This is a genomic window from Myxococcus sp. CA039A, assembly GCF_013336645.1.
GTDB lineage: Bacteria > Myxococcota > Myxococcia > Myxococcales > Myxococcaceae > Myxococcus > Myxococcus llanfairpwllgwyngyllgogerychwyrndrobwllllantysiliogogogochensis.
Genome location: NZ_JABUMQ010000033.1, coordinates 24,914 through 51,291, shown reverse-complemented (window position 1 = coordinate 51,291; position 26,378 = coordinate 24,914). Strand labels below are relative to the sequence as shown.

Here is a 26,378-nt window from a genome sequence, read left to right as displayed (position 1 = left end):
CCCCCGCCACCCCCGCCAGTTCCGCCAGCGTCAGCTCCTCGTCCAGGTGCGCCTCGATGTATTCGACCACCTGCCGCAGCCGCCACGCTGGCAATCCATGGCGACGCCTGGGCGCCGAGTCCTCCGTGGGAGACTGCAACGCGAACAGCCGTGCGGCGAGCGCCGTCGCCAGGCTGTCCACGAAGAGCCTCCCCCCCGGATATCCATCGTGGTCCTCGGCCTGCATCATCCAGCCGATGCGCTCGACCTGCGCGTCCCGGATGTGGATGGCCGGATCCAGTTCCGTCCCTTGCGCCCCCAACCCCCTGGCCTCCGCGGCCTCCCTCATCAGCGCGGGCGTCAGCCGCAGGAGCAACGACCGGGCCGGGCCCGACAACGTCCACCGAGTGCTCGACCCCGCCGGAACCACGCAGAACTGACCGTGGATGCGTGCCGCCTGACGCTCGGCCTTCCCCACGCGATACGTCACCGGCACCGGCTCCCCCACGTGCAGACAGAGGACATGGCGGTCATCCACCGGCGAGTCGAACCGACCCGACGGAACCGGAGACGTGAGCACGTCGAGCAACGGCGTGCGCCCCGGACCGTGGCTCTTCAGCAGCGCGGCCGGAAGGCTTGGGTAGCACGAGGGTCGATCAGACTGGAGTTCTCCCCATGAGACGTCGGTTCTTCCTCAAGTTCGCGGCCATGACCCTCGCGGCCAGCACGCTCGGCGCTTGTGCATCCCACCCGGAGTCCCACTCCACCACGGCTGGCGTCACGGCGGTCCCAGTGACGGACGCGGCGACCTGGCGCGCGGCGCGACGCTTCGCCCCGCTCTCGTTCGGAAAGATTGCCTACGTGGAGCGCGGCTCGGGTGATGTCGCCCTGTTCCTCCACGGCGCCCCCCTCAATGGCTTCCAGTGGCGCGGCGCGTTTGACCGGCTGTGCGATCTCCGGCACTGCATCGCTCCTGACTTCATGGGCCTGGGCTACTCGGAGGTCCCCGAGCACCAGTCACTGGCCGCCGCTGCCCAGGTGGACATGCTCGCGGCCCTGCTCGACTCGCTCGGCGCCTCTCAGGTCGACATCGTCGCCAGTGACAGCGGAGGCGCGGTTGCCCAGCTCTTCCTGGTCAAGTTCCCACAGCGGGTCCGGACACTCCTCCTGACGAACTGCGACACCGAGCCGAACAGCCCTCCACCCAAGGTCATGCCGGCCATCGAGCTGGCTCGCGCTGGGACGCTCGCGGCCGACACCGCCGCGTGGCTCACCGACCCGGCCATGGCCCGCTCGACGTTCGGCGCGGCTGTCTTCCAGAACCCCAACACCCTCACCAACGAGGTCATCGAAACCTACGCCTCGCCCGTCGTGAGCTCGCCGAAGCGGCAGGCCCAGTACCACGCCTTCCACCAGGCGTTTCTCCCCAACCCGCTGGCGGGAATCGAGGCAAAGCTCCTTGGCGTCCACATCCCGGTCCGCATCGTCTGGGGCGCAAGCGACGACATCTTCTCGAACGAGGACGCGCACTACCTCGACCGCACGTTCCCCGGCTCGCAGGGGATTCGCTTCGTGCCGGGCGGGAAGCTGTTCTTCCAGGAGGAGAACCCCGACATCATCGCGGAGGAAGCCCTCCGACTGTGGAAGGTCGACTGACTTGCCTCCGTGTGGACGGGAGACGGCATCCTCGCGAGCTTCAGAGGGTCCGAAAACCGCGGGGCAGGTCATCCACCTCCGTGGCGAGCCCGTTGCGTCCTCTCCTCGATGCTCCCAGGCAGACACACCCGCCGGGGCCCGTGCAGGTGGCCCCGGCGGTGGGATTCGACTCTTCCGCGACGGGAGGCGGACTTACGGAGCGCGCGCCAGGTCCACCGTGAGGCAGGGCTCCATCTTCTCGGGGGTCACGAGGAAAGCCTCCTCGCGGTCCAGGTGCCGGGAGATGCCCGGCGTGGCGAAGCCAATCTGGCCGCCGCCGTCGTAGATCAGGGCCAACCAGTCATTCTGCGCCGCGGGGAATACATCCCCAGCGAAGCCGTTGCGGTTGAAATCCAACGAATAGGCGCCGTTGTCGACTTGGACGTTGTTGTTGAAGTCGAGGAAGTTGCCTGCATGGCCAAAAATGTTGACGCCGTTGACGCGCACTCCGCCGATGCGGTCAAGGTCCGCTTCCGTGGTAGGCGCAATAGGCGCGAACGCAGAAGTCTCAAGGATATTCTGCTCACTGAAGGCAGCCACCCGCACACGCGAGTAGTCGAGCACGCCGCCAATGTTGTCAATGACGAACCCATGAAACTGGTATTCGTAGTTCATGATGCTCAGGTAGTTGGGCTTGTAGTTGGCACCGTCATTGCCACCGTGGTCCAGGCCGATGTTGTGTCCCAACTCGTGCATCAGGGTGCCAGCCACCGCCACGTTCGGTACGCCGCCCCAAAAGCCCAGTGACACCACGAAGTCCTGGGCAGGCAGCCCGCGCGAGATGCCGCTGGAGTTGCCCCCGTTGTATCTGTGCGCGAACAGCATGTAATGGAAGTACGGCGCGCGGCTCGCGGCGAAGTACTTGGCCTTGATCGTGTCGAAGTCGGTCCAGACAGGACTCAAGTCCAGGTCCACGTCCGCGGCGGCGATCTCCTGACTCACCACCAGGTGCAGCGTGATGCCCGTGGACCCATTCGGGTTGCTCACCGGCGCTTTGGCGAAAGCCGTGATGACGCTGTTCAGCGTGTCCTGGGTCGGCAGGAGACCGGGAAGGTAGTCCACTTCCACGAAGATATCCTTCTTGCGCGGGTTGGCGCCGAGGGCACTCAAATCCACGCCGCCAAAGCCGAACAACTCCACGTAGTCGCTGAGGCGGTCCCCATCCGTGTCGGCGTTGTTCGGATTGGTGCCAAACACAACCTCCACGATATCGCAGACGCCGTCCTGGTCTGTATCCAGTGAGGTCAGGAGGCAGCCAAGAGGGAGCGGGAGTGGCACAGCCTCTGCAACCATCTCATCCTGGCGGGTGCTGCTCTGTACCTCGTCCGGTGGAGCCACGTTGCCACAGGCGGTCAAACCAAGGACGGACAGGGAAACTGTCAGCAGATGCCTGTAAAGTCGCGTCATATTTCTCCCCCTACACTGAAGATTGGCATTGCACCAATCGCCGACATCATCCTCGGATGCGTCTTGAATTGAAAGAGGGATGGGGCCGATTTCGGCGGTCGCACCCCTTGGATTTCCCACCATGTCAGCAAGCAGCTCCAAGCAAGAAAGAGATGAACTCCTTGGTGAAACCAGGCCGGGATGGTTGTGTCTGGCCAAAGTTCGGCTGCCGCATCAGGAGCGCGTCAAGGCCCCATACGGCGGTGCGTCAATGCCAGTGAGCCAGGCGCGCGGAGACCGGCGCGTTCCTGTGTCGGCGACGCGGAGTTGGAATCAACTCCCTTGCCGCGTCCGAATGACCGGGGCAGCGCGGCGCGGCCACTTCGGGCATTCTGCCGGGCATGGTGCCGCCTCCTTCATTTCGGACCTACGCGAAGATGCCCGCAGCGGGTCAACCGAAGTCAGCGCCCAGCCCGGGTGGCCCGTGGATTGCCCTGGAGAAGGTTCATGGCGCGCAGCTCGTCATCGCCGTGCGGGCTGGACAGGTCTGGTTCGGCAAGCGCAAGGCCTGGCTGACCGAGGACGAGTCCTTCTTCGGCTGGCAGCTCGTGCGGGCGCAACTGGGCTCCGCGGCCGCACAGATGGCACAGGCGCTGGGGGCCACGGCCGGCACGGTGTATTTCTACGGAGAGCTCTTCGGCGGGCACTACCCACATCCGGAGGTGCCGCCCGTGCCGGGGCTGTCCGCCGTGCAGACCGGCATCTGGTATGCGCCGGAGCTGCGCTGGTCGCCGTTCGACGTCCTGCTCGTGCGGGATGACGAAGACGAGGGCACCTTGCTGGCCCATCCGGAGCTGGAGGCCGCGGCCAAGGCAGCAGGGCTCATGACGCCTCCCGTGCTTCGACGAGGGACTCGCGGCGACATGGACAGCGTCCCCACGCGGTATCCGACGCGGGTTCCCGGCGTGTTGGGGCTGCCACCCATCCCCGACAACGTGGCGGAGGGGCTGGTCATCAAGAGCGAGCTGCGCGCCTCCCCCAGCACCCGTGCCTCCGTCAAACGGAAGATCGACGAGTTCAGTGAGGGCCGCTTCGACGAGAGCGAGGCGTGGAGTCCCCACCAGGCCCTCTCGCTGGAGACGCTCGAGGAGTGGGCCGCGCGACTGGTCAACCCCGCGAGGATCGCCAGCGCCCTCTCCAAGTGCGGACGCGACCAGGTCGATACGCTGCTCGACGAAGTGGTCCTCGACGTGCGGGTGGACCTGGAGCTGGCGTTTCCTCTCGCCTATCGCTCGCTCGATGCGAAGGCGGAGGACGTCCTGTCGGCCCGGATTCGCGAGCGGGCCCTGGTGCTCATCCGGGCCGCGCTCACGCCTCACGGGACGTGAGAACGGATGGCCCTGAGGACAAGGGGCGACGGCCGGGGAGTTGCCGCCGTCAAATCGGACACGGTCAGCGGGTTGAATTCGTGAGTCGGAACTCGCGCTGGGAGCACATCTCAGTGCGTCAGTGCGAGCGACGCGCGCACAAGCGGCCCGGCATCGCTACAGGGCCGAGAAGAGATACGTCGACGTCCCACTCGCGGAGGTGAGCCCCTCCTCCGTGCTACATGCCGCCAGGTCCAGGTTCAGCAAGGTCACCACCTGCGTCACCTGCGCACCCTGGAACAGTCCAGACGTGATGGGCCCTTGCAGGGTGGTGACGCGTTGGCCGCCCACGCTGGTTCCCACCGTGGCCGTGAAATGCCAGGTACTGGTTGCCCCGTTGCTCCACACAAACGTCTGGTCACCCTCGCTGGCGGTGAACAACGCTGTACATGACACCATATCCTCGCCCACGAAGCTGGTCGTGAACGAACTCACCCCCATGGGCAGCCCCAGTCCAGTGCAAATCCCTGACAGCTCATGCCCCACGCCTTGGATGAGCCGCGGCGTATTCGTCATTCCGGGCGAATAGGCCACCTGCGTCGTTCCGGCCGGACAGGTGATGAGCAGGAGTGCGTGCGCGACAGACGGCACCGTCAACAGCCCCAGCACCGTCACCGCCAGCAGCAAGGCACGAGGCGACGCGGTGGAGAACCGTGTTGGGTGAAGTTTCAGACTGGCTTGCATTGAGCCCCCCAGGGCAGAAGAGCAGCGCGCCCATGCTCGCAGCAACGGGCCAGCAAATCCCCGCCTGCGTGGCGGCCTGTCTGCTTCTCGACGGGGCCCTCCAGGTAGACCTCGCTCCGACTGACGCCCATCCACCATCACCCGGATAGCAGCCGCGCCATCCCTGGCGAGGAGGCTACCGACGCGGCGCATACCGCATCGCCACCGAGCCAGACAACCCGGTCCCGTGTGGGGCACCAAGGCCACTTCATGCAGTGCGTCAGTGCCATGAGTGAAGGCCACGCGTGCGCGCTTTTGGGGGTCCGCGACGGGCCGCTGGAGGAGCCATGGCAGCCCTCGCCGCTCTCTCCACTGCCATCAAATGCCAGACCCCGGCGATTGCCGCAAGCCCCCCCGGTCATGCTCCACCATCACCCGTTTCATTCCAGAAGCAGGAGGCCAGGGGATGCACACGAACGTGGTGACACAACACGAGGTGGTGATTGCTGGAGGGGGCCCGACCGGGCTGATGCTGGCGGCGGAGCTGGCATTGGCGCGGGTGGACGTGGCCATCGTCGAGCGGCGCTCCAATCAGGAGATCGCCGGCTCGCGCTCGCGCGGACTGCACGCGCGCAGCCTGGAGGTGCTCGATCAGCGCGGGGTCGTCGAGCGCTTCGTCTCGCAAGGGCAAGCAGTCCAGAACGTCGCGTTCGGGCAGACGCCTCTGGACCTCAGCGACTTCCCGACACGTCACAACCATGGACTCGCGCTCTTGCAGGAGCGCTTCGAGCACATCCTGGCGGAGTGGGTGGGCGAGCTGGCGGTGCCCATCTACCGTGGGTGTGAGGTGACGGGCTTCGCGCAGGACGACACCGGCGTCGACGTCGAGCTGTCGGACGGCCGTGCATTGCGGGCGAAGTACCTCGTCGGGTGCGACGGGGGTCGCAGCCTCGTTCGCAAGGCTGCGGGCATCGAGTTCCCGGGGTGGGATGCGTCGATCAGCTACCTCATAGCCGAGGTCGAGATGACCGGAGCGCCGGCGTTCGGCATCCGCCGGGATGAGAAGGGCACCTACGCCATGGGCAAGATGGAGGACGGACGCGTGGGCGTCGTGCTGAGAGAGGAGCAGGTCGAAACGGGCGACGCGCCCACCCTCGAGGTGCTGCGCGAGGGGCTCGTCGCGCTCTACGGGACGGACTACGGCCTGCGCGGCGCCACGTCCCTCTCGAGGTTCACCGACATGACGCGGCAGGCGGCGTCCTACCGCGACCGGCGGGTGCTCCTGGCCGGCGACGCGGCCCACGTGCACTCACCGATGGGCGGACAGGGACTCAACCTTGGCGTGCAGGATGCAGTGAACCTGGGGTGGAAGCTGGCCCAGGTCGTGCGCGGCGTCTCGCCAGAGAACCTGCTCGATACGTACCAGGCCGAGCGGCACCCCGTCGCGGCCCGTGCACTGCGGAAGACCATGGCGCAGACCGCGCTGAGCCGCGGTGACACGCGAATGGACGCCGTGCGCGAGACGTTGGCTGAGTTGCTGCAGATGGACAGGCCACGCAAGCAGTACGCGGCGATGATGTCGGGGCTGGACGTTCACTACGAACTGGGCAACGGACACCCGCTGCTCGGGCGCCGCGTGCCGGACCTCGACCTGGTCACCCCTGACGGTCCCCGGCGAGTGTTCCACCTGTTGCACGACGCGCGGCCGGTGCTGCTCGACCTGGGCGAGTCCGGCACTCTCGACGTCACGCCCTGGGCGGACCGGGTCCGGAGGGTCGCTGCCCGCTACACGGGGGAGTGGGAGCTCCCGGCGCTCGGCGCGGTCACTGCACCCGTTGCGGTGCTGATTCGACCGGACGGTCACGTCGCGTGGGTCGGTGAGGGCACGAACCAGGGGCTGCGTGAGGCATTGTCCCGATGGTTCGGGCCGCCGCGTACGCCGTAACGCGTTTCGCTTGCCTCAGCGGACCATGCCCGGCGGCCTGACGGCCGCTGCGGCATGGGTGCGTCAAGGCGAGTGAGCGAGGCGCGCGAGCGGAGCATCTCCCCCCTGGGGACATACGGGGTGTATTCGGGCGGGCACCGGAACGTCGGTGGATTCAACGGGTCGTCGCAACGCTCGAATCCGAGGAGTTGCGATGGGAGCAAACAAGCGTCGCCGGGCTGCTCGTGCTGGGCGTCCTCCCATGCCGTCGCCCGGGCGCTCCGCGCTCGACTGCGAGTCACCCACTGGTTACGAGAAGAAGCACCGCGCTGCCGCTTGATGACGAAAGCGCGGAACCGGGGCAACTTCAACCCACGGCCTTCGGAAGCGCCCACTTTCCGATTACATTGCCAGCTTGGTCGAAAATCATGACGAACACCCACCACATCTGGCCCATAATTGCCGCAATCTTCATATCCGGCTGCACAGCCCAGACAACCAGGGCCGCATCTGACAATCGTGCCTCAGACAGGGCGGACAGCAACGAATGCAGCAGAGCACGTGCAACCCTTGAGCTGGAGGCCAGAAGCCACACGGATTGCACAGAAGACGACGACTGCCATGCGGAAGATGTGCGACTAATCGATGACGGATGCTGCCTTTCAGTATCTCGAACATGGCAGCAAAGCCCAGAAAGTCGTGCCCTGCTCAATGCAGCATACATCCAATGCAACGGCGTAGCAGACTACTACTGCCCGAAACAGTGCGTCGGCGCCTGCATCAACAAAAAGTGCGTCGGCAAGACAGCCGCAACACACGCACCGGGGTCGCAGTAAGTCCAACTGCCTGAACTAGAGCTGGCCTCGAAATTGAGCGAGCAAGCCCGGGGGCGGAGGGCGGGCCGCTGATCGACCAAAGGGATGGTCATGCCCGAAGCTGGCCAGTGGACCTGACGGATGAACGGTAGAGCCTGTTCGAGCCGCTGATTCCCTCTCGTCCCGGTTCGCCCTCTACACACGTAGAGAGACGCGCCTCCCCGCCCCTCTCGACGAATTACACAAGATTCGGGACGTGACCGGCACCCACCAGGAGACCGCAGCACCTCGAAGGGCTCAGAAGAGGCTGACTTTCGTATACAGGCTGTAGCCAGCGTCTCGTTTCATCCACATGAACCGGCGGCCTTCCCTGACCTCGTTCGCGGTGAACTGGAGCGTGTGGTCCGTCCCCTTCTCCAGGCATTCGACCAGCCAACCGCCCCCGTAGAGCGTGCAGTCCAGCGCCTCAAGAGAGGGGCTGCGGACCGCCCAGTCACTGGCTTGCGATAGCTCTTCCCACTCCATCATCTCCCTCTGGGTCAGCTTCTTCGCATTGGCGATTCCCGTCAGACGGACGGTTTCCTGGATGGGGCCCGCCAGGAGGGCTGTGAAATCCTCGAACTTCTTCGCCTGGAGCAACTGCTGCAACTCGACGATCTTTGCGTGGACCTGATTCTTCTCCGCGTCGCTCCAGACAATCTTCTGGCCTGTCCGCCAGAGAGGGGGCTTCAGCTTCGTGGGTGCCTTGAACGTGAGCGGGACCTTCACCTGGATGTTCCCCACGTCGGAGTAGGTCTCGGCCAGCGCTCGGTCCTTGCCCACCTTCACCGTGAGCTTTTGCAGTTTGCCTTGGACCGTCTCCGCATGGCCGTCGACTTCCACCCGGAGGGTGTTCTTCCCCGGCACCACGAAGTGCTGGATGGGAAAGCCCCGCCGGAGCTCGGGCTCCATGTCCTCTTCGGGGCTGCTCACGGAATGCCGGTAGACGAGGACGTCGTTCACGAACAACCTGGGCCGCGCTTGCGGCTTGTAGGTGAACTCCACGACGAACTGGTCGGGAATCGTGCCCGCGGGCTCCGACTTGAGCCTCACCTGGACCTGCGCATGCGCCGCTTCCACGAAAGCGAGACAAAACATCAGAAGCATGCGGCTCGCATTCCCTACCAACCACTGACCCGTACGCACGAACAACCTCCAGGGCTCACTCCAGCGATTGCGTCGAAGGAACCGACACAACCGGCCTGGAGCCAAGTCTGAGACCTTCTACCACGGTGCCTGGCCCAAACGAGGCCGACAGCCATTCAGCGGTCGAGCCTGGGCCCGTCGACCCGGAAGTCGAACAAGAAGTATGGAGGCACGCACGCGCCTGTTCCAGGGGCGCTGCCTGGGTAGCGGCTGCAGCCGTAGTCGTCGCGGCAGGGTTCGTCGACAGAACAGGTGCGCGTGGTCATGACCGCCACGAGCCCTTGTTTCTGGACGCAGTCTTCAATCGGGTCCTCCTGCGGAAAACAGACCTGTTCATAGCCGGAGACGAGCATCGGCGCGCACACCGAGGAGCCCGAGCGCGCACCGGGCTGGGCGCACGGCACGGTGCAAAACCCGAGCGGGAACCCGTAGCGATTGGCGATGCACGGAATGGCGTCCTGGGACTGCCCCTGACACACCTCAGGTGGATCGGCGACGATCTGGTCGCCGCTCGCGCCCGGGCGGGCGACCACTCGGGCATTCTCACACGCGTCGCCGGAGGTCGGAATCGCGGGCGCGCAGTACCCGACTTCGTCGTGATGACTGTCGCGGCACTTGAGCCCGGTCTGGCACGTCCAGTCCGCGAAGGTTGGATCTCCGAGCCCACAATGTGAGCCGTAGAAGCCGGCGGAGGTGGGGTGTTCGGGAAACGGTCGTGGCTCAGCGAAGGTCGTCCCATCCGCCACGCTCGCGAGCATCCGTGCCCGCCAGCCGAGCTCCTCATGCAGGTGCGGCGAGACGCCGACCGCGAGGGCGTTGAACGTCTGGTTCGGGTCTCGCTCCTCGCCGGGGAGGTGGAAGCCCGCCACGGACCGGCTTTGATGGCAGCCTGTACACGTGAAGCCATCGAGCCGTCGCAGCAGGCCCCTCGGGGAGCGAACCAGCTTCGCCTTGGCATAGGGGAGCTCGGCGAACACACGCGAGTCGATCTCTGCCTTGAAGAGGGAGCTGAAGACGCGATTGGAGGGCCTGGAGAGCCCTCGGGGGCTCACCGAGATGGCCCGCGTGGCCAGGAAGCGGTCCGGAATGACGGAGCGCCCGGCGTCGATGTCCATGAAGCTCTTCACCATCCAGTCCGTCAGCGCCTTGCGCTCCGCCGGATTGAGGTCCGCCCGAGGCGTGTTGAGGAGCGGCCGTGGGATGAGGCGATTCGCCCTCACGTCGAAGGCCCTGAGGACGTACTCCGCGTGGTCGTCCGCCTCGGGGGTTCCCGGCCCGTGCAGATTCTGGAAGTTCGTCTCGAGGCGGCTCATGGGCGGCAGTTGGGTCACCATCCGCCCCACCGCGACGGTTCGCTCGGAGGCGCTCACCGGCAGCTCGCGCCACTGTCTGGCGATCGCCCCGCAGCTCGCGCCCGGTCCCATGGGCAACGGCCGGATGACGTTGACGGTCATTGGCAGGCGGACGACGGGCCGGCCTTTCGGCTGGAGTGAGAGGCGATAGATCAGCCGGAGCTGGCCACACTCCTTGGGCGTCGAAAAGCGCATGTCGAGCCGGTTGACCACGCCCACCAGCTGGAAGCGCGCGTGGGGCGAGCGCAGCCACTTCGGATCGAAGACGTAGTTCAGGCGCTGGGTGTCGAGCGGAAACTGGCTGAAGGCGACGCCGTCCCGACTGGAAAGCTCGGCAAGGTCGCGCTCGATGACCGCGACGAAGGATGCATACCGTGGCGAAGTGAGGAGGCTCTGCGCGTCCTCGGCCGGAGCGCCCAGCTGCTGACCGAAGGCCAGCCCCTGCCGCTCCAGGAGTATCAGCTCCGCGGGGTCAGCGAGCAGCAGCGAGGGTTCGCGAGCGGGCGAAGGAGGCACTCGCGCGGCGGGCGCGGGCGAAGGAGGCACTTGCGCGACGGGCGCTGGCGAGGGAGGCACTTGCGCGGCGCGCGGTTGGCTTGCCGTGGAACTCGGAGCGCGGGCTGGAGGGCGCTCCTGCGGTTCGCTCGAACAGGCGGCGCATATGAATGCGAGCGTGGTCGCGATAGCGCGCGAGCCGGAAAGGCATGCTCTGGATTGGTTCGGTTGCATCGCCGCACCTTTCGATTGTCCTGGGGAAGTGGGCGTGATCCGGTTCGATGGACAGGTTGACGACGCCGCTGCTCTTTCGAACCCGGCCGGTGCAGCGTAGCCGATTGCCAAGGACATGCGCTGCTCATCGTCCTTCTTCACCCACCCCCATGCGCCGGCCCTCCTGCTGTCAGAACGCAGCAGGCGGGCCGACGTCTTCCCTATCGAACCAGGCGCTAGAAATCGACGGCCAGGAGGGCGGCTCCCATCTCACCTGGGTTCTCTCCGCGTGACCTCGTATCGCCGAGCCCGAGCTGACCGTAGTCGTTGTCACCCCAGCATGTGACGTCGCCATCGTCGAGGGTGGCACAGGTGTGGGAGCCCGTCGTGAGTGACGTCGCGGTACGGCCCGTACCGAGGTTGACCGGAGGCAGCGCGTCGCCCATTTGAGCAGGGACCTGACCGCGGTTCTTCGAATCGCCGAGCCCGAGCCGGCCACTCTCGTTGGAACCCCAGCACTTGACGGAGCCGTCATCGAGGAGCGCACACGTGTAGAATGCACCCAAGGAGAGCGCCTTCGCGGTCCGCCCCGTGCCGAGGTTCACCGGGGGCAGCGCGGCGGCCATCTCCCCGGGACCGTCACCGCGAGGTTCCGCATCGCCGAGCCCGAGCTGGCCATATTCGTTGTAACCCCAGCACTTGACGGAGCCGTCATCGAGAAGCGCACACGTGGAATACCCACCGGCGGCGATGGCCCGCGCGGTCCGCCCCGCGCCGAGATCCACCGGGGGCAGCGCGTCGCCCATCTCATCCGGGCCATCTCCACGATCTTCCTTATCGCCGAGCCCGAGCTGGCCAAACGCGTTGTAACCCCAGCACTTGACGGAGCCGTCATCGAGGAGCGCGCAGGTGTGACCAGAACCCGCTGCGAGCGCCTTCGCGGTCCGCCCCGCGCCGAAGTCCACCGTCGGCAACGCATCGCCCATCTCCCCCGGGCCATCTCCGCGGTTCCTCATATCGCCGAGCCCGAGCTTGCCGTATTGATTGTCACCCCAGCACTTGACCGTGTCATCGTCGAGGATGGCACACGTGTAATCACTGCCGTTGGCGGCGAGCGCCTTCGCGGTCCGCCCGGTGCCGAGGTCCACCGGCGGCAGCGCATCATCCATCTCTCCGGGAGCATCTCCTCGGCGCTCCGTATCCCCGAGCCCGAGCATGCCAGCGACGTTCCACCCCCAGCACTTGACCGCGCCACGCTCGAGGAGCGCACAGGTGTAGTAGGCACCGAGGTGGAGCGACGTCGCCTTCTGACCCGCGCCAAGGCGCACGAACGGGAGCAAGCCGCCCATCTCACCTGGGGCGTCCCCACGGCTGGCCTCATCCTCGAGCCCGAGCTGACCATATTCGTTGAAGCCCCAGCACTTGACGCGTCCGTCCTGGAAGACCGCGCAGGTGTGCAGCGGCCCGGCGACCACCGAGTTCGGAACATCGTCACGGACGCGCACGGCGACCGAGCCGGTCGCGGTCGTGCCGTGAATGTCGGACACCTGGTACTCGAAGCTGGCTGCGCCCGCGAACCCGGGCGTCGGTGTGAACTTCACCTCGTCGCCGAGGAGCTCAACCGTGCCGTGGTGCGCGTTCGCGACCTGGCTCACCGTCAGCCCATCACCCTCCACATCGCTGTCATTGGCGAGGAGCTTCGCCACCGGGAGGGTCAGCCCGCCATTCATTCGGGTGACGGCCGAATCGGCGCTGGCAACGGGAGCGTCATTCACGGATTGGACGGTGACAGTCACCGTCGAAGTGCTGGTGTTCGTCCCATCGCTGACCGTGTAATTGAACGTCGCCATCCCGAAGAAGTTCGACTCCGGGGTGAAGGCGACATTGCCGCCCGCCAGCGTCACGGTGCCCTGGGTCGCATTGCCAACGGCGGTGACAGCGAGTGAGTCGCCGTCCGCGTCGGTGTCGTTGGCGACGAGCGTGGTCGCCGGGATGACCACGGCGGTGTCCTCGTCGGTCCTCACCCTGTCCGCCACCGCGACCGGGGCCTTGTTTGCCGGAGGAGTCGGCGGTGGCTTCTCCCCTCCTCCTCCTCCACACGCGGCGAGGACCCAGGAGCCAAGAAGGATGGCGCACCGGATGTCAGGGAAGAATCCCGGGGGGCAGGCGAACCGCAACAGCCACCGCGCGGAAGAACGACTCAGAGACAGACGACCAAGCTGATGTTTCACCAGTTCCCCTCATGGAAAGACGCACCACCCCTCGCGAAGACCCCCAACGGGATGCTGCCCCCCCATAACGGGGCCTGGAGACGCAGGTCGCAGAGCCAGACGCTCAATTCAACGGGATGGCCTCATCCGAGGAGTCACCAGGTCCCGGAGGGAGGGAACGTCGGACCGTGCGCGCGGGACGCATCAGAACACGCCCGCGAGCCCCAACGCGGCACCGTCCGGGCCCAGCGCGGCCACGGGCAGGGACTGCGTGTCGGGCCACAGGAGCAGCAACGCGCCGCTCAGCACCGCGAGTCCTCCCGCGCCATAGAGCAGGCCGCTGGTGGTGTTGAGGTCGTGGATGCGGCCGTTGCGCCGGGCGACCTCCTGCTGCGGCAGGTCCGAGGTGATGCCGTCGCGCTGGCTCTTCGCCTCCAGCGTGGCCCATGCGCCAGCACCCAGGGAGAGTGTCCCGAGTGTGAGCGCAACCCACCCCAGCGGCTTCCTCCAGCTCCATGGGCCACCCCCGTCCGACTCCACCAGCGTGAGTGGGGGCGGCCGTGGCTCGAAGCCCGCCACGAAGTCGCGTCCGAATGGCAGGGTGAAGATGTGCTGGAAGGCCGCGTGCGCCGCGCCGCGCGAGGCCACGCGGGGCGCCTCGGCGGACAGGGACTCCAGGTGGACGACGTCCTGGGTGGTGGGCAGCAGGTACTCGGCTTCGTCCTCCACGCGCCTCAGGAAGACGGGGCCGCGTGGGGGCGGGCGCAAGAGGCGCAGGGGCTGACCGGCGGCATTGTGGAACTCCGCCAGCCGCACACCATTGGCGTCCACATCACCACCACGTGGGTGCGTCCCGCGATTCGCACCCGTCCCGGGAAGGTCGGAGCCAACACGCGAGCCACGGCCTGCCCGACCTGTCCGTAGCCCCCCACGATGACGATGGAGCCCTTGTGCGCGGCCATGTCACGGCACCTCCGCCACATCGCGGTTCGCCCGCCCGGGGGCGCTCGCCCATCGCTCACGGAAAGCGCGAACGAGCGCCAGGAGCGCGAGCCCCGCTGGGACCGGCTGGAGCACACCGGTCAGCTCGAAGAGAACGTCGTTCGGCAGCTCGTAGGTGGGCGGTGGGAAGAGCTGAGACAGCAGGTCCGTGGGCGCACCACCGAAGTAGAGGACATCCTTCAGGACGTGGTTGTAGAGCCCCTCGAACGCACCAATCATCCCGACCGGCACCGCGAGCGTCGTCAGCGTGAGCACGGCGAAGGCCAGCTCCCCGCGCAATCCCCCTCGACTCGGGCGCAGCACCCTCAGCGAGGCGAGGAGGATTCCGGTGGTGACGGCGGCGACCCCCACCATGTGCAGTCGCCATGGCGTTCCGTAGAGGAGGCCACCGTAGACGTGGTGAGCGCTCGTCAGCAGCAACACCGCGAGCGAGGCCTTCACCGAGCGGCCCATGCACCCCTGGAACATCGACTGCGACCCCGTCATGACGCACTCCTCTCGCGACTCGAGCCCGCTTCCGTGGGCCCACATGAACCACGCGGAGAGATGTGCCGTGTGCGCTGGTAGAGTGCGAGTGAGCCTCGAACACATCATCCATGCGGCCCACGCATCAATCCGTACCCGTATGTCACTGCCCTCGCTCTCCAACATCGACGCCTTCGTCCGTGCCGTGGAGGACGGAAACTTCACGCAAGCGGCGCGCAGGCTGCACATCACCGCCTCCGCCGTCAGCCGCCGCATCGCCCGCTTGGAGGAAGAGCTGGGAGTGCGCCTCTTCCAGCGGACGACGCGAGCGCTCAGGCTCACGGATGACGGGTGTGACTTCTACGCGCGCTGCCAGCACATCCTGGCGGAGTTGGGTGAAGCCAAGGAGTCGCTCGCCCGCTCCCGCAACCGCCCCACGGGGCGCTTGCGCGTGGAGGTGCCGCAGGTCATCGGGCAGCTCGTGCTCACCCCGGCCCTGCCTCGCTTTCTCCAGGCCTACCCAGGCGTCGAGATTCATCTGACGATGCGGGACGAGGTGGTGGACCCCATCACCGAGGGCGCCGACGTGCTCATCCGAATGGGACCGCTGACAGATTCGCGGTTGGTGGCGCGCAGCCTGGCGATGACCCGGATGGTGGCCGTGGCAGCGCCTGACTACCTGAAGCAGCACGGGACACCTGCCATGCCCTCGGACCTGTCGCATCACCAGTGCCTGGGCTTCCTGCGCCAGGGCATCGTTGGTGAGTGGCGCTTCAAGGGCCCAGAGGGCATCACACGCGTCGCGCCGCGCGGTGCATTCCATGTCAGCCAGGGAGCCACGCTGCGCGATGCCGCGGCGACGGGGCTCGGCATCGCGTGGATGATGGACTTCATGGTGACGCCAGAGCTGGCCACGGGCGCGCTCGTCACGGTGCTCGACACCTACGCCCGCGAGGAGCGCCCCATCTACCTGCTGCACCCGCCCGGCCGGCATTTGCCCTCCCGGGTACGGGTGTTCCTCGACTTCGTGAAGACGCTCTTCACCCACTCCCGGGCGGAGCAGCAGTAGGTACTGCATCCGGCGACGGACTCAGGGACCGTCACACAGCCCCCCTCGTCCCACAGGGCGATGTCCGTTCCGCGCACCCGTGCGCAGCCTCCGGGAACCGACGCGCGTTCGACGGTGCCGACCTCAAGAGGTCCGGTGCGCTCGATTGAGTGAGTCCCGATGCCTGACAAGACACCCGAGATCTCAGCAGCAGAAGCCATGTCCTTGGACCAGTTTCTTGCGGCGCCCATCGAGCAGGTGCGGCGGATAGCGCCCGCCACGCTCATCTGGGTGGTGGAAGGCACTCGCCGCAGTGCCGCCCTGGCCGGCATCGACGTGAGTTCCGAGGACTACGCCCACTGGACCATCTCCCAGATGAACGCCTGCGTGGAGCTGTTCTTCCACCACGGTGTGCGCCACGTCATCACCCCCTTGCTCACACCGAGTCAGTTCGCCGAGGTCACCCCCCGCTATCGCGAGCGCCTGTTCGACTGGGTGGCCCTGCTCGTGAAGGAGTTCTCGCGGCTCAGCACCGCCCAGCACCAGGGCTGGCGCCTGCGGTTGCTGGGCGCGGAGAGTCTGCCGGATGAGCTACGGCCTCTTTCCGAAAAGGTCGCCGCGGCCACCCCTCGGGGCGAGCACACGCTTTGGTGTTCGGTGGTGGCGCAGTCGGGGGCCCCCTGGAACGAGTTGCTCCAGGCCGTCGTTCGCACCGGAGCCCGCACCCGCGAGGATGCCATCCGCGCGCTCTACGGCGAGGACATCCCTCTCGCCCGGTTGATGATTGCTTTTGGCAAGCCCATGGTGTCCCCGGAGCAGGTTCCTCCCCTGCTGCAAGGCCCCATGGACTGTTACTTCACCCAGCGGCCCGGCTACCGGCTCACCGAGCGGGAACTGCGAACCGTGCTCTACGACCATGCCTACCTGCGGCGCACCTGGCGCGCCGACAAGACGGGGCGGGCGGAAGAAGCCATCAGCCACCGCTGCGCGTGGGAGGAAGGACCCATGGTGGGGCTGGGTATCCGCCTGGGCCCATTCTGGTACCCCGCCCCCACCATGGCTCCTCTCTTGGAGGACACATTGAGGTGACCTGCTCCTGGACCGCGCCCGCTTCATCAGATGAACGCGATGTTCACTTCGAGGAGGAAACGTCCATGGCGGACCTGTCTCACATTGAGCGGATTGGTGAAGGGGGACCCGCCGCCCTCCACCTGTGGAACCCACGGAGAAAGGACAACCCAGCACGGCGTGTGCTGCGCGGCGCCTGTGCACATCTGGCCCAAGCCCAGTCAGCCGATGGTGCGTGGCGGGTCCATCCCGCGCCAAGGTTCCTTGAGAATGCCCTGGCGTGTCTGGTCGCGGATGTCTTCGTACCCGAATTGCGACCCCACCTGAGCGCGACGCGGCGCTGGGTCCAGGCCGCACCGGTCCAGAACCATCACGAAGTGCCTCGTCGGATAGAGAGCTGGCTCCAAGCATCGGTGGGCGGCGCGGCCCCCACCGCCAGCCTTGACGTGTCCCATCCCCTCTTCTCCGAGCCGGTCTTCCGCGACCGCCGGAACTTCTTCCTCGCGCTCGCGCTCGCGGTGGGCGCACCCGTGCACGGAGGGCCGTCTCGCGAGGAACTCCAGGCCCAGCTGCTGGAGCGGATCCTCGCCCGTCAGACCGTGCGGCTCAAGCGTTGGTCGGGAGCGGAGCTGGCCGCGCTGTTCCTCTTGCTGGCCGATGAAGCGCCGTCAGCGGACACCGTGGAGGCGCTGAAGGCGCTGCGTGAGGCCCAATCGGCTTCGGGCTCCTTCGGTGGGCAGATGGGGGCGACCCTCGTGGCGCTCGCGGCACTGCGGCGGTGGGACCCCACCTCGGAGTCCTTCGCCCGCGCGTTCGACTTCCTTCTGAGCGAGCGCACGACAGCGGGGGTGTGGTGCTTCAGCCCCGCGGAGGTATGGGACACGGCGCTGCTCTGCCGAGCACTGGAGGGTTGTGAAGACCTGGACCCCGCGATGTTCGAGCGTGCCTGGGCCTTCCTCCTGCGCTCTCAGAATGAGGACGGAGGCTGGCCCTACCGGGAAGGGGTCGAATCGGATACCGACACCACCGCGATGGTGATGCTTGCCCTGCCTCGCACGGACGCCGGTACGTCCGCGTCGGGCCTGGGGCGAGCGTACCTGGAGCGGATGCGGACCCCAGCGGGGTTGTGGCTGACGTGGCAGTCCCGGGACGACCCGCCCGCCGAGGACGTGGTCGCACATGCCATCATGGCGTTGCGCAAATGGGGCACGCTTCCTGCGTTCTGGGCCCCCGCGGGGGAGTGGCTCGCACTGCGCGCGCGGCAGGAAGGCGGCTGTCGTGCGCACTGGTACAACATCGACTCCTATGCCGCTCACGAGGTGGGGCTGGCGCTTGGACCGTCCCATGACTCGGCACGGCGGCTCGCACGGGAGTTCGTTGAGCGGCAGAACCCGGATGGGGGTTGGTCCCCCACGCAAGGGGCGGCGAGCTCGGCGGCCTCCACGGGTATGGCGCTAGCGTTGCTGACCTTCTACCTGCCCAGTGAGCACCTGTGCGTGACTCGCGCCATCGACTATCTGGCGGACCTCCAAGAGCCGGGGGGCTCCTGGCCTGGGCCGCTGTGGATGTACGCTCCCAGGCCCTTCGCCATTGATTACCCCATGCAGATCCACGCCCTCGCCGTGCATGGACTGGCCGCTGTGGCGCGGGCCTCCCGGACCCCGCCGCCGCCACTCACTGAAATCTGAGCTTGCCCGACAGAAGCAGGTGAAGCTCACAGCCCCTCCGGCAGCCCGCTCGCGCTCACGACGAAGCTCGGCGAGGCAGTCGGACGGTGAACGTCGTGCCATTCTCCCTGCTTGAACGCACCTGGATGGTGCCTTCGTGAGCACGCACGACCTGCTTGGCGATGAAAAGGCCCAGCCCAATGCCTCCCTGGGGCTTGCCCGTCACGCTGGGCCCTCGCGTCAGCCGTTCGAACAGGTACGGGAGCTCACCCGGAGGAATCGGCTCGCCCCAGTACCGCGGTGCTCCATCTGCACTTCTCTTCCGGGATTGCCCAGGCGAACCTCTTCCACCACCTGCAGGGCGCGCCCCTGGAGGTCGGTGGGCCTTCGATGGATGGCCAGGCCATCGCCGAGGCGCACCTGGGTGAAGTCGAGCAGGTCGTGAATCAACCGCGCCGCTCGCTCCGCCGAGGAGACGACTCTGACGAGGCACCGTGCCTGGAGGGCGTCCATCCATTGACGACGCAGGAGTTGGGTGGAGGAGAGCAGGCTCGCGTTGAGGGGATTGCGCAGGTCGTGGCTCACGATGCCAATGAGTTCCTTCACCCTCGCCCATGTAGACGCCTCGCTCGAGCGCCACGCGCATCTCGCGCGCGGGTGGCCCGCTCTGGATGTCCTCGGGCTTGAAGAGGATGCTGAAGGGCTGGCCGACAATCTCCTGCGGACTCTCCCTGCGTGACTTGCGCGGCCATCTTGCCCTGTGTCATCCCCCACCCCATCCTCCGGACCTGCGTCGCACCTTCCTCACGTCCAGTCGGTGGCGAGGAACGTAGGACGCCAGTGACAGCGATGACTTCTTCGTGCCAGGGGATGGGCCGAATGTGGCGAGCAGTGCACAGCCAATCGCATCCTTCACCCAACGAACCGCGGGGGGAATGTGCACTGGGAGGATTGAACTCTCCAGGTCGGAATGGCGCCAGGCCCCACAACCGCCCCGTTCATTGGCCCTGGGGGGTGGCGAAAGCACCACCATACTCGGGGAGTTCGAACGCATTGGCCGCGTGGGTGACGAGCTTTTCGAACACGCGCTCGAGCGGCTTCGAGGTGAGCATCCGGTAGAACTGGTTGCGCAGGAACAGCCCGGGCCGCGTGCGGGGGGCGAAGAAACCGCCCACGCGCTTCGCGCCGTCCTGTGCCGGTGTCGCATAGGGTCTCAGCCGGGCATCGAAGCACGGCTCGCGAGGCGGTAGGGCTCGGCCAACGTGCGCCAGCGGTGCCATGGCCGCACACAGTCACGTGGCGGTTCATCCTGGCCGAGCAGCTCGACCGTGCGGCCTCAAGCCGCGGGGTGGGGCTTCGCGAGGAACTCCGTGAGCAATGGGGCCACGGCGGCGGGACGTTCATAGTGGGGCAGGTGCCCGGCGTCGTCGATGATGTGGAACTCCGCGTAAGGCAGGGCCGCGTGGACCTCTTCGGCGATGTGGAGGGGCGTGATTCGGTCGTCGCGGCCCCACAGCAGCAGCGTGGGTATGTGGCGCCTGGCCACACGGTGGAAGACAGGCGCCGCGGTGTGGATGGCCATGTGTCGCAGGGTCGAGAGCAGCGCGTGGCCAAATCCCGCGATGCGCGTGGAGGGCAGGAAGCGAGCCTCCAGCTCCGGAATCAGCTCGGGGCGGCGTGAATAGCCCGGCAGCCGTGCTCGCAGCTGCCGCTCGCCCATCACCGCGAAGAGGGCCTCTCCCAACACGGGCACGTGCATGAGCCGGACCCCAAGCGACAGCTTCGTTCCGAAGCCATCCGGTTCGATGAGGCACAGGCTCCGGACGCGCTCGGGATTCCGGTCCACGTACTGCACCGCCAGCAGCCCGCCGAAAGCGAGTCCCACCAGATGCACCGGCGCGTCGAGCCCCAGCGCGGCCAGCAACTCCGTGAGCTGCCGTTCATACAGCTCCGGGCCGTACCTCACCTTCGGCCGGTCCGAATACCCTCGGCCGAACAAGTCGTAGCGCAGCACCCGGTGCCCAGCGCGCACGAGCGGCTCGACAAGGGGCTCCCAGATGAACAGCGGCAGTGTGGCACCGGGAATCAACACGACGGTGGAGCCGCCTTCGGGGCCGTCCAGCAGGTAGTGTGTTTGCCCATCGCTCAGGGCGATGAATCGGCCCGGGGCCTCCGCCCGGAGCCGCGCGTCGAGGGGAACTGACGGAGGGGTTCGCATGGCCAGTGAGTAGCGCCGGGCCCCGTGGCTCGGAAGGGACCGCTGGCGACGAAGAGGGGACCTCTTGCGCCACCTCGCTCGCTTGAGCCTGCTCCGTGTTGTGCGTAGCGTCCGGAAGACGAGGGCATCGCCATGGCCACCCCCAGTGTCTCCACGAGATTGCCCCGGCTCATCCTGGACACGGTCGCGGCGAAGGGCGCGAACGCCGACGCCGTGGCTCGCCGTGCCGGAGTGGACCGGACACGGTTGACGGACGCGCACACGCGAATCGCCCTGCACCGTGGCGACCTGCTCTGGGAGAATGCCGCCGCGGCTGTCGGCGACCCGCACTTCGGGCTCCATCTGGCCACGACCTTCGAGCCCGGCCAGTTCGACCTCTTCGACTATCTGTGCCGGACCGCCGCGACCCTGGGGGCGGGGCTCCACCTCGCGAGCCGTCACTTGCGGTTGCTGCATGATGGCGCCGAACTCAATCTCACGTTGTCGGAGAGCCGCGCGACGCTGCGCTACCGCTGCCCGAACCGCCCCGCCGGGCCTGGACGGCAGGAGGCTGAGTTCACGCTCGCGCGGCTCCTGACCTTCGCGCGCGAGGCCACTGGCCAGCCGTTGATTCCCTTCCAGGTGGGCTTCACCCAGGCGGCCCCGCGCGGGCGGAACGTCCTCGCCGAGGCCTTCGGTACGACGCGACTGGCCTTCCGTCAGGAGTCCTGCACGCTCACGCTGCCCCGGGACATGCTCTCCCTTCCCCTGCGCCAGGCGGATGGCGGATTGCACGCCCTGCTCCTTCGCCACGTGGACCTGCTGGCACGCGAGGCGACGCCCCCCGTGGGCTGGCGTGAGCGGCTCCAGGCCCAGGTGGAAGAGGAGGTGGAGCGAGGAGAACCGTCGCTCGCCAGTGTCTGCGCGCGCCTGGGGATGAGCCCGCGCGGCCTCCAGCGCCGACTCAAGGCCGAGGGGCGGACATTCCGCGAAGTGACCGAGGGCGTCCGCCTGGAGAAGGTCCGCCGGCTGCTTGCCGACGACTCGCTCAACGTCGCGGGTATCGCGGAGCGCGTGGGCTATTCAGATGCACGAGCCCTGCGACGCGCCTTCCAGCGCTGGACGGGGATGAGCCCGGGACGCTACCGCCGGAGTACGTCCGCCGCGTGAGCCATGGGCGCTCCGGGCTCGCGATTTCGGGCGTGCAGTGGCGCGGAGCGGTTCCCGTTCGTTCCATGCTCGGAACGGGTGCGTTGCACACCATGCGTTCGCGCCCGAGGAGAGGGCAATTGTTGGGGGAAGCAGCCTCGGGCTAGAAGTCTCCGACGAAGAAGGAGGAGTGAATGTCGAGTCGAACCGTCTCCCGGAGGACGTTGCTCCAAGGTGCGTTGGTGGCCGTGGCATTCAATCCCCTGAGCCGAAGCTGGGCCTCCACGCTGGAGGCGGGCTCGGCCCCGCTGCCGCCACTCGATGGCGAGTTGCTGATGGACACGGCGTCGCGGACCGCGGCCTCGGAGGACTTCGGCCACATCCTCCACCGCACGCCGTGGGCGGTGCTCGTTCCGGGCTCGGTGAAGGACATCGTGGCCATGGTCCGCTTCGCGCGGCGCCAGGGCCTGAAAATAGCCGCCGCTCGGGGCCTCGGTGAGAGTCACAGCACCTTCGGCCAATCCCAGGTGGCGGCGGGCATCGTCATCGACATGTCCACGCTGTCGACCATCCACGAGATTGACGAGGACAGCGCCTGGGTGGATGCGGGCGTCCGGTGGCACGAACTGCTCCAGGCCTCGCTTCCGTGCGGCAAGAGTCCGCCGGTGCTGACCGACTACATTGAGCTGAGCATCGGTGGGACGCTGTCGGCGGGGGGCATCGGCGGGCAGGCGTTTCGCTGGGGCCTCCAGGTGGACAACGTCCTGGAAATGGACGTCGTCACGGGGCGGGGTGAGCTCGTGCGGTGCTCGCGCTGGCGTGAGCGGCCCCTGTTCGACGCCGTGCGCTCGGGCCTGGGCCAGTTCGGCATCATCGTGCGAGCAAGGGTGCGGCTCGTCGAAGTGCCGCCCCGCGCCCGGACGTACACCGCGCTGTACAGCGACCTCCACCGCTTCATGGAGGACCAGCGGCGGCTCATCGAGGACGGTCGCTTCGACTACGTCGAGGGCTCCGCCGTCGGCTCCAACGGGGGCCGGGCGTATCAGCTCGAGGTGGTGAAGTACTTCACCCCGGGCTCGGAGCCGCACGATGCGAGACTGCTCGCGGGCCTGGGCTTCCAGCCGGGAACGCTCCAGGTGAGCGATGGCAGCTACTTCGACTTCGCCAACCGGCTCGCGCCGCTCGTCGAGCTGCTCAAGCAACTCGGCGTCTGGGGTTTCCCCCATCCGTGGCTGGACATGTTCGTCCCCGCCCGGGCCGCCGAGTCCTTCGTCCAGGAGGTCCTCTCACAGACCACCGAGGCCGACATGGGACAGGGGCCCATCCTGCTCTACCCCTTCCGCGCCTCGGAGCTGACCGCGCCCTTCCTGCGCACGCCCAACGACAGACACGTCTTCCTCTTCTCGCTGCTGCGCACCGCCATTCCACCGACGCCGGAGAACGTCGCCTCCCTCGTGCGGAAGAACCGCGCCATCTTCGACCGGCTCACGGCCATCGGCGGGAAGATCTATCCCGTGGATGCCGTGCCCATGAGTTCCGGCGACTGGCGCCGCCACTTCCACCCCGCCTGGGAGCGGTTCGAGCACGCGAAGGGACGCTACGACCCGGACCGCATCCTCACGCCGGGACAGGGCATCTTCTAATCGACGCCTTCAGGGGCCTCCTCGTGCTCGGGGCCACGCCCCATTGGCGAGGAGGCCCTCTCCGCATCACCGCGCGCGGCACCAGACTTGAGGATTCAGGCAGCCGCGCCCACCCGGCATGCCAATCTTGCCGCCGTCATAAAAGAACCAATACTTATGAACCCACCCTCCGCCCGGGCAATTGTCTCCGGGCGATTGGGTCCCCCGATAATAGGCAAACCCGCCCCAATACTGGTCGACGGTTGGGTTATCGGCATTCACGAAAAATGGCGACACATTGTAGACGCGCGCCCCATGGTTCCAATAACTGCACATGACCCGGATAGGCTCGTCCGTGAGATCAACAATCGCGTACTCATACTGAGCGGGCGGATAACCCGGGAGCGTGCATTTGTCGGTCTCGAACTGACTCAGCGTGCCGCAGACCACCCACCCCGCCGCATATGCTGGAGCCGCGGCAAGAAGCAAGATTGCCCCAATGAATCCAAAAGACACCCATCGTCGCTGCATCATAGCGGCGCGCTCCTCTCAAGAACCCACAAACACGAATACCACGCTAAACATGCGGGGCAAGTTTGTGTTCACTGACACACCACCCAAGCCAAGAGTGGAGGCTCAGGAGCTGCTCAAGGTGCGCTCAATGCCTGAACGACCAGCACATCCAGCTCGATGACCTCGCCAAGGACGCCCTCGGCGCCAGTCACTGCCACGGACATCCGTTCCGTTCCCGCTGGAGCCGTCAGCTCGCGCGCGGTCCGGACCCACTTGGAGGAAAGCACCGGGCTGGAGAGCAGGTCCGACTGCAGCTCCCGGCCGCTTGCATCCCGCCAGCTGACCCGCATCTCGGCGACCGGGGAGCGCTCCGACGTCCCGCGCACCCAGAACGAAGCGCGGTGCGCCCCCGGGGATGCGGCGAACCCGGGCCAGTTGTCGAGGTGCACGCCCCAGCCATACGGCTCGGTCACCTCCACGCGCAGGACTGCTTCACCTTCTCTCGCGTCGGTGGACGCTCTCGAAGCGGTGACGCCGTACCACGCAATCCAGGCGCCAGGCCCCGTCTCCAGGGAAGCCGACTCGGCATCGAGCAGATTGGACGTCGCCGAATGGTCGATGATGGCGGGCTCGCACGCGGTCAGCGCCGCTGCCAGCCACAGCAGGCTCCAGCCTCCCCGTTTCATCGCGCGCTCTCGCGGTCTCGGCCCTCGCAGGCCAGCGTCCCACGGGCACGCTGGACCGCCTCCGCGTAGTGCCCGCGCTGGAACTGCTGTTCGTGCCGAGCCCAGTGGGAGCAGGCACGCCGCGCGTCCTTGAGCTGGTACGTCAGCAACGAGCCCAGCTCGAAGCTCAGGCGCTCCCGCGTCGCCACCGGCTGCTTGCGCATCGCCTCCTCGAGGTACCTCGCCGCTTGCTCGAACTCGCGCCGACCGCGAAGGACCTCCAGCTCTCGCAAGACGTCCTCCGCGCTCGGAGTACGAACCGGTGTGGAGGGAACGCGCGTGGGAGCAAGCTTCGGGCTGGGCGCCGCCAGCGGTGCGGGCCTTCCCGACTCGGGAGGCGCAGGCTCCGGAAGGGCTGGCTCGGAGGGCACGGCCACCGGCCACGCCAACGTCTGCCCCACCCCCACGGGAACCACCGCGCCACTGAGCCCACGAAAGGCAATGGCACCTTCGTGCAGGGTAACGGTGCCTTCCCCTCCCCGCTCCTCCACCGTGAAGCGCGTGCCCATCACCTCGATGGCGCCGCCCGACACGAGCACGACGGCAGGAGGCGCGCCTGGCTGGCGGTGATTCACCGAGAACTCCGCGCGACCGTGGACCAGTCGCACGCCGGAGGGTTCACGGCGAACGACGAGCGGCCCCTGGTTCCGGAGGGTGATGCCTCGGGCCACGTCCATCAGGGCGGCCTCGCCTCCTTGAATCACCACACCCGCGGCATCTTCCCGCGCCACGAGGTCCGCACTGGCCCGCGCGACCTCGAGTCCCCCGAGAGAGCGTGTGGAGGGAGCCCGCATGAAGAACACCACGAAGGCCAGCGCCACCGCCGACGCGGCGAGTCCCCAGAACACGGGACGCCTGTGCCATGCGGACTTCGGCGCGCGTGAGTCCCGCAGCCGCGACCACAGTCGGGCCCGGACGGCGGGTGGCATCCCTTGCTCGCGGCGGAGCGGGTCTTCACGCCGGAGCTCTGCACGGAAGTCACGGGGAGCCATCATCCACCTTCCATCCCCAGGCCGTCAGACGGCCCTGGGCGCGGCTGATCAACTTCGACACGTAGCCCTCTGACAACGAGAGGAGCTGGGCAATCTCGCGCTGGCTCAGGTCGTCCAGAAGCTTCAAGGTCATCACCACCCGCTCCTGCCCCGGCAAGCGGTCCAACGTCGCCGTGGCGCTGCGCAACGCCTCGCGCCGCACGAGGGCCGCCTCCGGCGTGGACTCCGTCTCCGCGGGGTGCACAGGAAACAAGAGCTCGGCGATGCGCTGTCGGAACGTCTTCTCGCGCCGCAGGGAGGAGAACGCCACGTTCTGCGTGACTCGAAAAAGCCAGCCCCTCACATCCTCCTCGCGCAGCCAGGCCTGGTGCTCCCACGCCTTGAGGAAGACGTCATGTGCGACGTCTTCAGCCCAGCCCGACCGACCCGCCGCATACCGCATGGCCCAGACGTAGACGGCCTCGGCGTGCTCCTCGTAGAGCGTGTCGAATGACACAGGCCGAGCAGGCAGGGCGAGCGGGGCCTTTGAGTGCGGAGCACGCGACATCCATCACCTGCGAACCTACGATTGAAGCGGGAGAAACTT

General features: G+C 67.2%; 23 protein-coding genes and 1 pseudogene. 8 read left to right on the top strand and 16 right to left on the bottom strand.

The genetic code is table 11. The annotated features are described in order from the left end of the window. Nucleotides 1–559: pseudogene (locus HR086_RS08110) on the bottom strand (AraC family transcriptional regulator); the annotation flags it as partial. 95 nt (nucleotides 560–654) lie between these two features. On the opposite strand from HR086_RS08110, the gene HR086_RS08105 reads away from it, so the two are divergent. Further along, nucleotides 655–1,635, top strand: coding sequence for an alpha/beta fold hydrolase (locus tag HR086_RS08105; protein WP_174465300.1), 981 nt, complete (start codon nucleotides 655–657; stop codon nucleotides 1,633–1,635). A gap of 192 nt (nucleotides 1,636–1,827) precedes the next feature. Here the strand turns inward: HR086_RS08105 and HR086_RS08100 are convergent, their stop codons facing one another. Next, a complete protein-coding gene (locus HR086_RS08100) occupies nucleotides 1,828–3,081 on the bottom strand; it encodes a hypothetical protein (protein WP_174465299.1) in 1,254 nt (417 codons plus the stop codon). Nucleotides 3,082–3,497: 416 nt separating this feature from the next. Between HR086_RS08100 and HR086_RS08095 the strand changes: the two genes are divergently transcribed. Further along, entirely contained in the window at nucleotides 3,498–4,448 is a 951-nt protein-coding gene (locus tag HR086_RS08095) for an RNA ligase family protein (protein ID WP_254626241.1), read from the top strand. Between the two features lie 156 nt (nucleotides 4,449–4,604). On the opposite strand, the gene HR086_RS08090 is transcribed toward HR086_RS08095, so the two are convergent. Then, on the bottom strand, nucleotides 4,605–5,171 hold the full coding sequence (locus HR086_RS08090) for a hypothetical protein (RefSeq protein ID WP_174459422.1): 567 nt from the start codon (nucleotides 5,169–5,171) through the stop codon (nucleotides 4,605–4,607). Nucleotides 5,172–5,616: 445 nt separating this feature from the next. Between HR086_RS08090 and HR086_RS08085 the strand changes: the two genes are divergently transcribed. Beyond that, on the top strand, nucleotides 5,617–7,095 hold the full coding sequence (locus HR086_RS08085) for an FAD-dependent monooxygenase (protein ID WP_174465297.1): 1,479 nt from the start codon (nucleotides 5,617–5,619) through the stop codon (nucleotides 7,093–7,095). A 1,091-nt stretch (nucleotides 7,096–8,186) separates the two neighbouring features. Here the strand turns inward: HR086_RS08085 and HR086_RS08080 are convergent. The 5 genes from HR086_RS08080 to HR086_RS08060 form a co-directional block, all read right to left on the bottom strand. Then, entirely contained in the window at nucleotides 8,187–9,035 is an 849-nt protein-coding gene (locus tag HR086_RS08080; RefSeq protein ID WP_174465296.1) for a hypothetical protein, read from the bottom strand. A gap of 155 nt (nucleotides 9,036–9,190) precedes the next feature. Beyond that, nucleotides 9,191–10,972 (bottom strand): hypothetical protein, encoded by a 1,782-nt coding sequence (locus HR086_RS08075; protein WP_174465295.1) that lies wholly within the window; start codon nucleotides 10,970–10,972, stop codon nucleotides 9,191–9,193. 398 nt (nucleotides 10,973–11,370) lie between these two features. Next, nucleotides 11,371–13,365 carry an Ig-like domain-containing protein gene (locus tag HR086_RS08070; RefSeq protein WP_373564274.1) on the bottom strand — a complete coding sequence of 665 codons (1,995 nt, stop codon included), beginning with the start codon at nucleotides 13,363–13,365 and terminating at the stop codon, nucleotides 11,371–11,373. Nucleotides 13,366–13,548: 183 nt separating this feature from the next. Continuing rightward, complete coding sequence (locus HR086_RS08065) at nucleotides 13,549–14,175, bottom strand: hypothetical protein (protein ID WP_254626240.1); 627 nt, start codon at nucleotides 14,173–14,175, stop codon at nucleotides 13,549–13,551. Between the two features lie 132 nt (nucleotides 14,176–14,307). Next, on the bottom strand, nucleotides 14,308–14,832 hold the full coding sequence (locus HR086_RS08060) for a hypothetical protein (RefSeq protein ID WP_174459427.1): 525 nt from the start codon (nucleotides 14,830–14,832) through the stop codon (nucleotides 14,308–14,310). 139 nt (nucleotides 14,833–14,971) lie between these two features. Here HR086_RS08060 and HR086_RS08055 point away from each other — a divergent pair, with 139 nt between their 5' ends. The 3 genes from HR086_RS08055 to HR086_RS49540 all read left to right on the top strand — a co-directional run bounded on the left by HR086_RS08055 (nucleotide 14,972) and on the right by HR086_RS49540 (nucleotide 18,615). Further along, a complete protein-coding gene (locus HR086_RS08055; protein ID WP_174465293.1) occupies nucleotides 14,972–15,880 on the top strand; it encodes a LysR family transcriptional regulator in 909 nt (302 codons plus the stop codon). A 198-nt stretch (nucleotides 15,881–16,078) separates the two neighbouring features. Further along, on the top strand, nucleotides 16,079–16,948 hold the full coding sequence (locus HR086_RS08050; RefSeq protein WP_174465292.1) for a hypothetical protein: 870 nt from the start codon (nucleotides 16,079–16,081) through the stop codon (nucleotides 16,946–16,948). Between the two features lie 425 nt (nucleotides 16,949–17,373). Next, the gene (locus HR086_RS49540; protein ID WP_174465291.1) at nucleotides 17,374–18,615 is read left to right on the top strand and encodes a prenyltransferase/squalene oxidase repeat-containing protein; all 1,242 of its coding nucleotides are present in this window, start codon (nucleotides 17,374–17,376) and stop codon (nucleotides 18,613–18,615) included. Nucleotides 18,616–18,670: 55 nt separating this feature from the next. On the opposite strand, the gene HR086_RS49720 is transcribed toward HR086_RS49540, so the two are convergent. The 4 genes from HR086_RS49720 to HR086_RS08030 all read right to left on the bottom strand — a co-directional run bounded on the left by HR086_RS49720 (nucleotide 18,671) and on the right by HR086_RS08030 (nucleotide 20,812). Beyond that, nucleotides 18,671–18,838, bottom strand: a complete 168-nt coding sequence (locus HR086_RS49720; RefSeq protein WP_373564275.1) for an ATP-binding protein — start codon at nucleotides 18,836–18,838, stop codon at nucleotides 18,671–18,673. Next, nucleotides 18,835–19,200, bottom strand: coding sequence for a histidine kinase dimerization/phospho-acceptor domain-containing protein (locus HR086_RS48380; RefSeq protein ID WP_373564273.1), 366 nt, complete (start codon nucleotides 19,198–19,200; stop codon nucleotides 18,835–18,837). The genes HR086_RS49720 and HR086_RS48380 overlap by 4 nt, the downstream gene beginning before the upstream one ends. A 392-nt stretch (nucleotides 19,201–19,592) precedes the next feature. Continuing rightward, nucleotides 19,593–19,874 carry a hypothetical protein gene (locus HR086_RS08035; RefSeq protein WP_174465289.1) on the bottom strand — a complete coding sequence of 94 codons (282 nt, stop codon included), beginning with the start codon at nucleotides 19,872–19,874 and terminating at the stop codon, nucleotides 19,593–19,595. Between the two features lie 56 nt (nucleotides 19,875–19,930). Next, nucleotides 19,931–20,812 (bottom strand): alpha/beta fold hydrolase, encoded by an 882-nt coding sequence (locus HR086_RS08030; RefSeq protein WP_174465288.1) that lies wholly within the window; start codon nucleotides 20,810–20,812, stop codon nucleotides 19,931–19,933. Between the two features lie 132 nt (nucleotides 20,813–20,944). Here HR086_RS08030 and HR086_RS08025 point away from each other — a divergent pair, with 132 nt between their 5' ends. Then, on the top strand, nucleotides 20,945–21,961 hold the full coding sequence (locus HR086_RS08025) for an AraC family transcriptional regulator (protein ID WP_174459430.1): 1,017 nt from the start codon (nucleotides 20,945–20,947) through the stop codon (nucleotides 21,959–21,961). A gap of 173 nt (nucleotides 21,962–22,134) precedes the next feature. Further along, entirely contained in the window at nucleotides 22,135–23,583 is a 1,449-nt protein-coding gene (locus tag HR086_RS08020) for an FAD-binding protein (RefSeq protein WP_174458688.1), read from the top strand. Between the two features lie 66 nt (nucleotides 23,584–23,649). Here HR086_RS08020 and HR086_RS08015 read toward each other — a convergent pair whose 3' ends face one another. The 4 genes from HR086_RS08015 to HR086_RS08000 all read right to left on the bottom strand — a co-directional run bounded on the left by HR086_RS08015 (nucleotide 23,650) and on the right by HR086_RS08000 (nucleotide 26,339). Next, complete coding sequence (locus tag HR086_RS08015; protein ID WP_174464076.1) at nucleotides 23,650–24,096, bottom strand: hypothetical protein; 447 nt, start codon at nucleotides 24,094–24,096, stop codon at nucleotides 23,650–23,652. Between the two features lie 113 nt (nucleotides 24,097–24,209). After that, entirely contained in the window at nucleotides 24,210–24,761 is a 552-nt protein-coding gene (locus tag HR086_RS08010) for a hypothetical protein (protein ID WP_174458689.1), read from the bottom strand. Beyond that, nucleotides 24,758–25,729 carry a FecR domain-containing protein gene (locus tag HR086_RS08005; protein WP_254625459.1) on the bottom strand — a complete coding sequence of 324 codons (972 nt, stop codon included), beginning with the start codon at nucleotides 25,727–25,729 and terminating at the stop codon, nucleotides 24,758–24,760. Before HR086_RS08005 ends, HR086_RS08010 begins: the two co-directional genes overlap by 4 nt. Nucleotides 25,730–25,778: 49 nt before the next feature. Beyond that, nucleotides 25,779–26,339 (bottom strand): RNA polymerase sigma factor, encoded by a 561-nt coding sequence (locus HR086_RS08000; protein WP_174458690.1) that lies wholly within the window; start codon nucleotides 26,337–26,339, stop codon nucleotides 25,779–25,781. Nucleotides 26,340–26,378 lie beyond the last annotated feature (39 nt).